5 protein-coding genes are annotated in these 8,754 nt (G+C 66.0%); all 5 read right to left on the reverse strand.

The window, feature by feature from the left end; genetic code table 11:
• Window positions 1-38: 38 nt before the first annotated feature.
• The 5 genes from ACFQ50_RS23840 to ACFQ50_RS23860 all read right to left on the reverse strand — a co-directional run bounded on the left by ACFQ50_RS23840 (window position 39) and on the right by ACFQ50_RS23860 (window position 8,580).
• Window positions 39-989 (reverse strand): endonuclease domain-containing protein, encoded by a 951-nt coding sequence (locus ACFQ50_RS23840; protein WP_377998084.1) that lies wholly within the window; start codon window positions 987-989, stop codon window positions 39-41.
• A 183-nt stretch (window positions 990-1,172) separates the two neighbouring features.
• Window positions 1,173-4,391 (reverse strand): efflux RND transporter permease subunit, encoded by a 3,219-nt coding sequence (locus ACFQ50_RS23845; RefSeq protein WP_377998085.1) that lies wholly within the window; start codon window positions 4,389-4,391, stop codon window positions 1,173-1,175.
• Window positions 4,392-4,477: 86 nt separating this feature from the next.
• Window positions 4,478-5,983, reverse strand: a complete 1,506-nt coding sequence (locus ACFQ50_RS23850) for a malate:quinone oxidoreductase (RefSeq protein WP_377998088.1) — start codon at window positions 5,981-5,983, stop codon at window positions 4,478-4,480.
• Between the two features lie 77 nt (window positions 5,984-6,060).
• Window positions 6,061-7,737 (reverse strand): ABC transporter substrate-binding protein, encoded by a 1,677-nt coding sequence (locus ACFQ50_RS23855; protein WP_377998086.1) that lies wholly within the window; start codon window positions 7,735-7,737, stop codon window positions 6,061-6,063.
• A gap of 171 nt (window positions 7,738-7,908) precedes the next feature.
• Window positions 7,909-8,580, reverse strand: a complete 672-nt coding sequence (locus ACFQ50_RS23860) for a fasciclin domain-containing protein (RefSeq protein ID WP_377998087.1) — start codon at window positions 8,578-8,580, stop codon at window positions 7,909-7,911.
• Window positions 8,581-8,754: the final 174 nt, after the last annotated feature.

An 8,754-nucleotide genomic window follows, 5' to 3' on the forward strand; every position in this document is an offset into this window, starting at 1 on the left:
GTTCAGGGCGTTCCCAGCGCCGGGAACGCCCTGAACTGCTACCCAGACGCGGACCAGCCGCGCGCGTGGAGTGCCAGCCTGACCTTGCGGGCGGCCGCCCTCGCGTCGTTGTCCATGTGCCCCTTGCCGATCCGCACCAGGATCCAGTCCGCGGCGGCAAAATCCTCGTCGCGGCTGATGTCCTTCAGCACCTGTGCCGGATCCGAGTGGCCCTCGCCGTCGTACTCAACGGCCACACGGAACTCCGGGTAGGACAGGTCGGGTTGGCGCACAATGCCGCCGCCCAGCGCCACCGGCACGTTGACGTCGGCATCGGGAAGTCCGCGGCGGGCCAAGGCAAGCCGCAGCCGCGTTTCCGGTGCGGAATCCGCGCCCACACGCGCCTGATCCAGCGCCAGGCGGGCCTTCCGGATCCCCGGCGTTCCCTTGTGCCTGTCCAGCATCTCGGCGAGTTCGTCCCGCGTGGCATGGGCTGCGGACCTCCTCTCGAACTCAGGGCGGGGCAAGCGGAGGAGATGGTCCGCCACCACCGTTAGCTCACCGATGCTCATCAGCCGTGCGATGTCCAGCCACGTCCGGGCCCTACTGGTCACGAATGCCCCGCCGAGGTCCACTATCTCGTCTGGGAAGAACTGCCCCCGGTGGCCCACCACACCACGCCGCCGGGCTATGGCAACCGCATCCGGACGGGAAATATGGATGCCCGGAAGGTCGGCTCCGGGGAGGAAGCCTGGAAACTCCCACAGCAGGAATGCCGTTGCATGCGATGCGGCGGAAAGGCCGGTGACGAGCGTATGGGGCCTGGCCAGCTGGGCAAGCTGCTGCGCCGACGTCGGGAGCGTGCCGGCGTCGGAAGGCATCCGGATGCCCCGGCTGGGGGTTACGAGACCGCCTATTTTCAGCCGGTCCCGGGCAACCCCGGCGATGAGTGCTTCGTTCACGGTGAAGGGCACGGACAGTTGGTCCGGCAGCGGGCTCGGATATTTCATGGCCCCATCGTGCCAAATTCCGGAGGCGGGAACGGGGTTATCCACAGGCTGCTAGGGGTTCGCCGCAGGTGGGTAGCAGCTCAGGGCGTTCCCAACGCTGGGAACGCCCTCAGCTGCTACCTAGTTGGGCGGGGAGGACAGGTGGGGAGGACAGGGTGGGGAGGAGAGGCGGAAGCGGTGGGGTTACTCGGGGGAGCCGGGGGCGGCTCGCCGGCCACTGAGCTTGGGCACCATGCCGGTGGTCCAGTCGGCGAACTCGGCATCGACGTCGTCATCGGCAGGGGAGAAGCCGGGCCGCTGCTTGAGCTGGCGCAGGAGCTCCTTTTTCTCCTTACGCCCCTCCACCAGCCGGTACAGCACGGGGACGAGCACCAGCGTCAGCGCCGTGGAGGAGACCAGGCCGCCAATCACCACGATGGCCAGCGGCTGGGAAATGAACCCGCCGCCGCCCGTCATGCCGAGGGCCATGGGGGTCAGCGCGAAAACCGTGGCCAGCGCGGTCATGAGGATGGGGCGGAGACGCTGCCGGGCGCCGTGCGTGATGGCGTCGGCCACGCCCATCCCCGGCTTGCCGCCGCGTGGCTTCCGATACTGGTTGATCAGGTCGATCAGCACGATCGCATTGGTCACCACGATGCCCACGAGCATCAGCATGCCGATCAGCGACGGCAGCCCCAGCGGCACCCGCGTGGCCAGGAGCAGGGCCACGGCCCCGGTGGCGGCGAACGGCACCGAAACGAGGAGGATCAGCGGCTGCACCAGGGACTTGAAGGCCGCCACCATGATCACGTAGACGATGGCGATGGCTGCCAGCAGCGCGAGGCCGAGCTGCCGGAACGATTCCGCCTGCTGGGTCGTGGCGCCGCCGATCTCCGCGGTCACCCCGGCGGGCAGCTTCACGGCTTTGAGGCGCTGCTGCACCTCGGCGCTGACGGCGCCCAGGTTGGATCCCGACGGCGTGATGGACACCTGTGCGGTCCGCTGTCCGTTGCTTGAGGTGATGGAAACGGGCACGTCCACCTGCTCGACGGCGGCAATCCGGCCGAGCGGGACCGCACCGGATGCGGTGGGGAGCGGGATGTTGCGGACTGCCGCGATGCTGGTGAAGCGTTTGCCTTCGCCGATCTGGACGGGGAAGTCGTCCGTGTCGATGCGGACGGTGCCTGCCGGGACGGGGCTGATGGTCGAGGCCAGGACGCCTGCCACCTGCTCTTCGGTCAGGCCCGCGGCAACCGCCTTGGCCCGGTCAACCTTCACCTGCACCACGGGCTGGCTGGCAGCCAGGTTGGTGGTCACCTCACTGCTCCCGGGAACCCCGGCCATGGCCTCGACCATGGCGTCGCTGGCTTTCCCCAGGTCTTCGGAGGTGGCGGCCTTCAGGGTGATGTCCACGGTGGAGGACGTGCCGAAGCCTCCCTGCTGGGAACCGACGGAGATCTTGCCCGCAGCACCTGCAGACGCCAGTTCACTGCGGACGGTGTCCTGCAGCCTGCCCTGGTTCGCTTTTTCGTCGGTAACAACCGTGAACGAGGAATTCGAGGCGCCAGAGGACGTCAGCGCGGTGAAGCCCGCCTGCGCATTGCCGGAGGTCACCTGCACATCCTTGATCCCGTCGATACCAAGGAGCACATCCTCGACCTTCCGGGCCGCGGCGCTGGTGTCTTCGAGGCTCGTGCCGGCCGGAAGTTCCTGCTTGACCGTCATGCTGTTCTCGCCCGAACGCCCCAGCAGGTCGGTGGCGAGCAGCGGCGTCATCGCTGCGGTCCCGCCGAGAACCAGGACCGCGGCGATCAGCGTGAGCACGGGGTGCTTCTGGGTTTTGTTCAGCACGGGAAGGTAGCCGCGCTGGAGCAGGCTGCGCTGTTCGGCCTCGTGTGCCTGCGCCTGGACTTCCCCGGCGGACCGCGGGGCATCGCCGGTGCCTTCGTTCGCGGGGCTCTTCAGGAACCAGTACGCGAGCACCGGCACGATGGTCAGCGACACCAGCAGCGAGGAGAGCAGGGCGATGGTGACCGTCAGCGCGAACGGGCGGAACAGTTCGCCCGCGAGCTCGCCCACAAAGGCGATCGGGAGGAAAACGGCCACGGTGGTTAGCGTAGAAGCGGTGATCGCGCCGGCCACTTCACGGATGGAGGTGAGGATCGCGGTGAGCTTGGCTTCGCCGTAGCTCAGGTGCCGCTTGATGTTCTCGATCACCACGATGGAATCGTCCACCACCCGGCCAATCGCGATGGTCAGTGCCCCGAGCGTCAGGATGTTCAGTGAATAGCCTGTGCCGGAGAGGCCGATGAAGGTGATCAGCAGCGACAGCGGAATGGAGACGGCGGTGACCAGGGTGGAGCGGACGGACATGAGGAAGAGAAGGATGACCGCCACCGCGAAACCGAGGCCCAGCAAACCCTCTGTGGTGAGGTCCTTGATGGATTTCTCGATAAAGGGTGCCTGGTCGAAGACGGGGGTGAACCTGGCCTTCGAGCCCAGCTCCGCCTCAAGCTGCGGCAGCAAGTCCTTCACCGCGTGCGAGACCGCCACGGTGTCGCCCTCGGGCTTCTTCGTCACGGAAATGGCCAGCGTCTCGAGGCCGTTCGTCCGGGTGATGGACGTCCGCGCGTCATCCTTGATGCTGACATCGGCCACAGAACCGATGGTGGTGCCGGCGTTGGCCCCGCTGAGCGGAAGTGCCTTCACCGCGGCCACCGAGTCGACCGGGCTGCCGATCTGCAGGGACAGGCTTTGGCCCTTCTCCTCAATCGTGCCCGCCGGGACAAGGTCGCCGTTGTTGGTCAGGGCGTTCCGGACCGACTGGATGCTGGCACCGCCGGCGGCCATTCTGGCAGCGTTCGGCTGGATGAGGATGTGCCGGCTGGCGCCGCCTGTCACGTCGGCGCCGCGGACGCCGTCGAGCTTTTGCAGCCTCGGCACCGACAGCCGCTGGAGGTCCGTATTCAGCTCACTCAGGGACTTGTCCGAGGAGACGGCGAGGAAGACGATCGGGAAGTCGCTGATGCTGCCGGCGATGGCCTGGGGCTGGACGTCGTCCGGGAGCGTGCGCTTCGCATTGGAAATTGCCCGGTCGATCTGGTTCCGGGCCCGGTCCAGGTTGGAACCGTAGGTGAACACCAGGCTGATCTGCGAGACGCCGTTGCGGGAGGTGGACGACGTCGACTCCAGGCCTTCGACGCCGTTCAGCGCCGTCTCCAGCGGCCGGCTGACCTGCTTGTCCACCACCTCGGGCGACGCCCCGGGCATCGACGTGATCACCGTGATCCGCGGGAACTCAATCGAGGGGATGAGTTCCTGCTTCAGCGAGGACATGGTGATCACGCCGAACACCGAGGCGAAGATGGTGATCAGCGCGATGAGTGCGCGGTTCCCGAGGGATAGGTGGGCCAGCCGGAACATCGCTTGATCTCCTGGGTTGACGGGTCGACGGACTGTTTGCCTTCGGTGGAACCTGCCGCAACCCGCGCCGGGTCAGCGCTGGACGGTCACCGCTGGACTGCGGGCGATGCTTCCAGCTGAAGGCTCTTGGCCGTAGCCTTCTCGAGTTCAGCTGCCAGCTCCGGGTTTTCGTTGAGCTTGACACCGTAGCCCGGCATCATTTCCTTGAGCTTGGACTGCCAGCCCTTGAAGTTCTTGGGGAAGGACTTCTGCAGGAGCTCGATCATGATGGGCACGGCCGTGGAGGCACCCGGTGAAGCGCCGAGGAGGGCGCCGACGGAACCGTCGCGGGCAGCAATCACCTCGGTGCCGAACTGCAGCACACCGCCCTTCTTCGGATCCTTCTTGATGATCTGCACACGCTGGCCGGCGGTAATGAGTTCCCAGTCGCCGTCCTTGGCCTCCGGGTAGTACTCGCGCAGTGCCTCCACCTTGTCACCGTGGCGCTTGGCCACCTCCTTGACCAGATAGGCGGTCAGGTCCATGTTGTCCTTGGCCACGGCGAGCATCGGGATGATGTTGCTTGGGCGGATGGACAGCGGGAGATCCAGGTAGCTGCCGTTCTTCAGGAAGTTTGTGGAGAAGCCGGCGTACGGGCCGAACAGCAGGGAGCGCTTGCCATTGACGTAGCGGGTGTCCAGGTGCGGCACGGACATGGGCGGGGCGCCCACGGAAGCCTGGCCGTAGACCTTGGCGTTGTGCTGGGAGGCGAGGGACGGGTCCGTGCAGCGGAAGAACTGGCCGGACACGGGGAACCCGCCGAAACCCTTGCTTTCCGGGATGCCCGAGGCCTGCAGCAGGTGCAGCGCTCCGCCGCCGGCGCCGACGAAGACGAACTTGGCGCGGATACTGCCGCGCTCACCGGAAGCGGGGTGCTTGAGCGAAAGGTCCCAGCCGCCGTCGGACGCCCTGCGGACATCGGTGACGTCATGGCCGTAGTTGATTTCGACGCCGTTGTTGGCCAGGTAGCCGGTGAGCTCCCGGGTCAGCGCACCGAAGTCGACGTCGGTGCCTTCGGCGGCGCGGGTGGCGGCGACGCGCTGCTTGGTGTCGCGGCCCTTGACGATCAGCGGCGCCCACTTGGCGATCTGCGCGAAGTCCTCGGAGTACTCCATGCTCCGGAACAGCGTGTGTTCCTTGAGCGCGTTGTACCGGGTCTTGAGGAAGTTCGAGTTGTCGTCGCCGATGACGAAGCTCATGTGCGGAACGGTGTTGATGAATCCCTTGGGGGAGCCGATCAGGGAGTTGTCCACCAGGTGGGACCAGAACTGGCGGGACAGCTGGTACTGCTCGTTGATGTGCAGCGCCTTGGCAGGATTGACCGAGCCGTCTTTGGCGGCGGGGGAGTAATTAAGCTCACACAGCGCGGCGTGTCCGGTGCCGGCGTTGTTCCACGGTCCCGAGCTCTCCAGGCCGGCCTCGTCAAGCCGCTCGAACAGGGAGATGGTCCAGTTGGGTTCGAGCTGCTTGATGAACGCACCCAGCGTGGCGCTCATGATGCCGCCGCCAATAAGGACGACGTCGGCATGTTGGGTCTTGGAAATGAAGGTCACAATCAGTCTCCGATAGGCGGCTCTGGCTGTCACAGAATATCCCTGCACCGCCCACTAACTGAAATTGCGGCCCGGCGTCAAGACCTTAGCTGGACCTTGGTGAAAACTTCATTTAATACCGGCGAGGCGGGATAGCTGACCACCCGGTCGGACAGGGCCAGGGCAGAGATCGGGAACGCGATGGGGACTGCGGGCAACGACTCCGCGATCTGGGCGTTGATGGTCTGGTACTGCTGCGTGCGTTCCTGGCCGTCCGGGAGTCCGCGTGCACGGTCGATCTTGGCGAACACCTGCGGGTCCTGGTACCCGAACTCCCCGTTTTTCTCGCCGAAAAGCGGGGCAAGGAAATTGTCCGCGTCGGCATAGGAACCGTTCCAGCCGAGCAGGTGCAGGGCATGGTCGCCGGGGTTTTGCACCTTCTGCAGGTAGCCGTCGGTCCAGTCGACGGGGACGGGCTGGATGTTCAGGCCGACTGCCGTGAGCTGCCGGCTGATTTCCGCGTAGACCTTCTCCGGGGTGGGCAGATACGGCCGCGTGACGTTCATGGGGTAGTAGAACTTCAGGGCCTGGCCCTTGTAGCCGGCGTCGGCCAGGAGTTCCTTCGCCTTGCCGGGATCATGGCCCAGCGCGGGTGCGTTGTTGTTGAACCCGCTCAGCTTGGGCGGAACGAACTGCGAGGCCTGGGCCGTGTTGTCGATGAAGAAGCGCCTTATCAGCGTGTCCTTGTCGATGGCCAGCTCGATGGCCTGCCGGATTTTGAGGTCCTTCAGTACGGGAATTTCCTGGTTCATGCCCAGATACATCACCGAGAACGGGTCGCGCTGGATGATCTGTTTGCCGCGTTTGACCAGCTGGTCGAAGTTCCCCACCGTTACGGCGTCATAGCCGTCGATCCGGCCGTCCAGCAGTGCCTGCAGCCGCGTCTGGGGGTGGTCGTAGGTGACGAACTTGAGGATGGCAATCTGGCCCCGGGTGCCCCAGTACTCCTTGTTGTCCGCGAGGGTGACGCCCGCGCTGTCCCAAGCGGCGAAGCGGAAGGGGCCGGTGCCCACGGGATGGGTGGCGTAGGCGGAAAGTGCCTGGCTGCCGCGCCGCAGGCTGAGCTGGTCGGCTTTCCCGGCGGCGAGTGCCCTGGGGGAGGAGATGGCAAACGCGGGAAGCGTCAGGGCCTGCAGGAAGCCGGTGAAGCGCTCCGTGAGGCTGATCCGCACCCGCAGCGCCGACAGGGCGGTGCAGGATTTGAAGACGGACAGCTCCGCGTGGTCGGCGTGTTCCTTGAAGACTCCCTTGAACGTGGTTCCTGGAGACTGCTTCCGCAGCGCCTCTGAAAACTTGAACCAGCGCTCGAAATTGGTGCAGACGGCGCTGGCGTTGAATGGGGAGCCGTCGTGAAACTTGATGCCCGGGCGAAGGGTGAAGGTGTAGGACATGCCGTCCGACGATTCCGTCCAGTCCGTGGCCAGCAGCGGTGTGGGCTCGCCCGTTGTCTGGTCGACGCCCACCAGGCCTTCGAGGACCTGACGGGTGACCCGCTGCGATTCGACGTCGTTGGCCAGGGCGGGATCCAGGCCCAGGGGCTGCGAGGCCGTGCCGAACGTGAAGGTCTCTGACGGTGCTGCGGCGGCTGTTGTGGTGCTCGCCGCGGCGGACGACGGCGTGGGCTGGGCTTCGCTCGTGCAGGACGTGAGGGACAGGCCCAGGAGGACGGCGCCGGTCTTGAGGGCCGTACGGCGCGGGATACTGCTGCTGGGCACTCGATTACCACCTCTGGACTGCTGGGGTGCGCGTGGGCGGCTGCTTGCCCGCCACCCAGTCTAATTGACGGATCGCGGACCGATGGCTTACGCGTGAGCCAGGACACGCCCGGGCGCACAAAAGGCCGTGGTCCGCACTTTGGGCGCGGGCCACGGCCTCATTTGCGGTGCCTACTTGGGCATCAGCACCGAGTCCACGAGGTAAACGGTGGCGTTCGCCGTCTGGACGCCGCCGCAGATCACGTTGGCGCCGTCCACCTTGAGGGCATCCTTGGTGCCGGTCACGGTTACCGACCCGCCCTGCACGGTCTTGTGCGTGCCCACGATCTTGTCCGGAGTGATCTGACCCGGGACCACGTGGTAGGTGAGGATCTTGCTCAGGAGGGCATCGTCCTTCTTGAGGGTCTCGATCGTTGCTGCATCCACCTTGGCGAAGGCATCGTCAACCGGTGCGAACACCGTGAACTCGCTGCCGTTCAGGGTGTCCACAAGATTGACCTTCGGGTTCAGCTTGCCGGAGACCGCGGCCGTGAGCGTCTTCAGGAGCGGGTTGTTCGAGGCGGCGACGGCCACGGGATCCAGGGCCATGCCTGCGACCGAACCCTTGCCGCTGGGGACCTGCTTGGCGTAGTCGGCACAGCCGGGCCCGACGAGGTTGGCGGCCGGATCCATGGCCGCCGTTGACGTTTCTGACGGTGACGGCGCCATGCTGGAGGCGGAGGGCTCGGCGGCGGCCGACGAGCTGGTGGACGTCCCGGCGGAGCCGCCGCAGGCGGTGAGGCTCAGCAGAGCTGCGGCTGCCATGCCTGCGACGGTGAAGGTTGAGCGCTTGAAAGACTGCATTTCGATTCTCCTTAGTTGTGCCGACGATCGGGGCCGGAGGAAGGGAAGGGTCCTCCGGTGATCCTTTTCCGACTGTGGGGCACCGGCCTGTCTGTGGGGCAGGTGGGCGGTGTCTCACTGGGTATTCGCCTTGCAGCCAGCAGCGGATGGGTGAACCGGGAAAGTTTGTTAAAC

The sequence above is a fragment of the Arthrobacter sp. NPDC056493 genome (genome assembly GCF_042795115.1).
GTDB lineage: Bacteria > Actinomycetota > Actinomycetes > Actinomycetales > Micrococcaceae > Arthrobacter.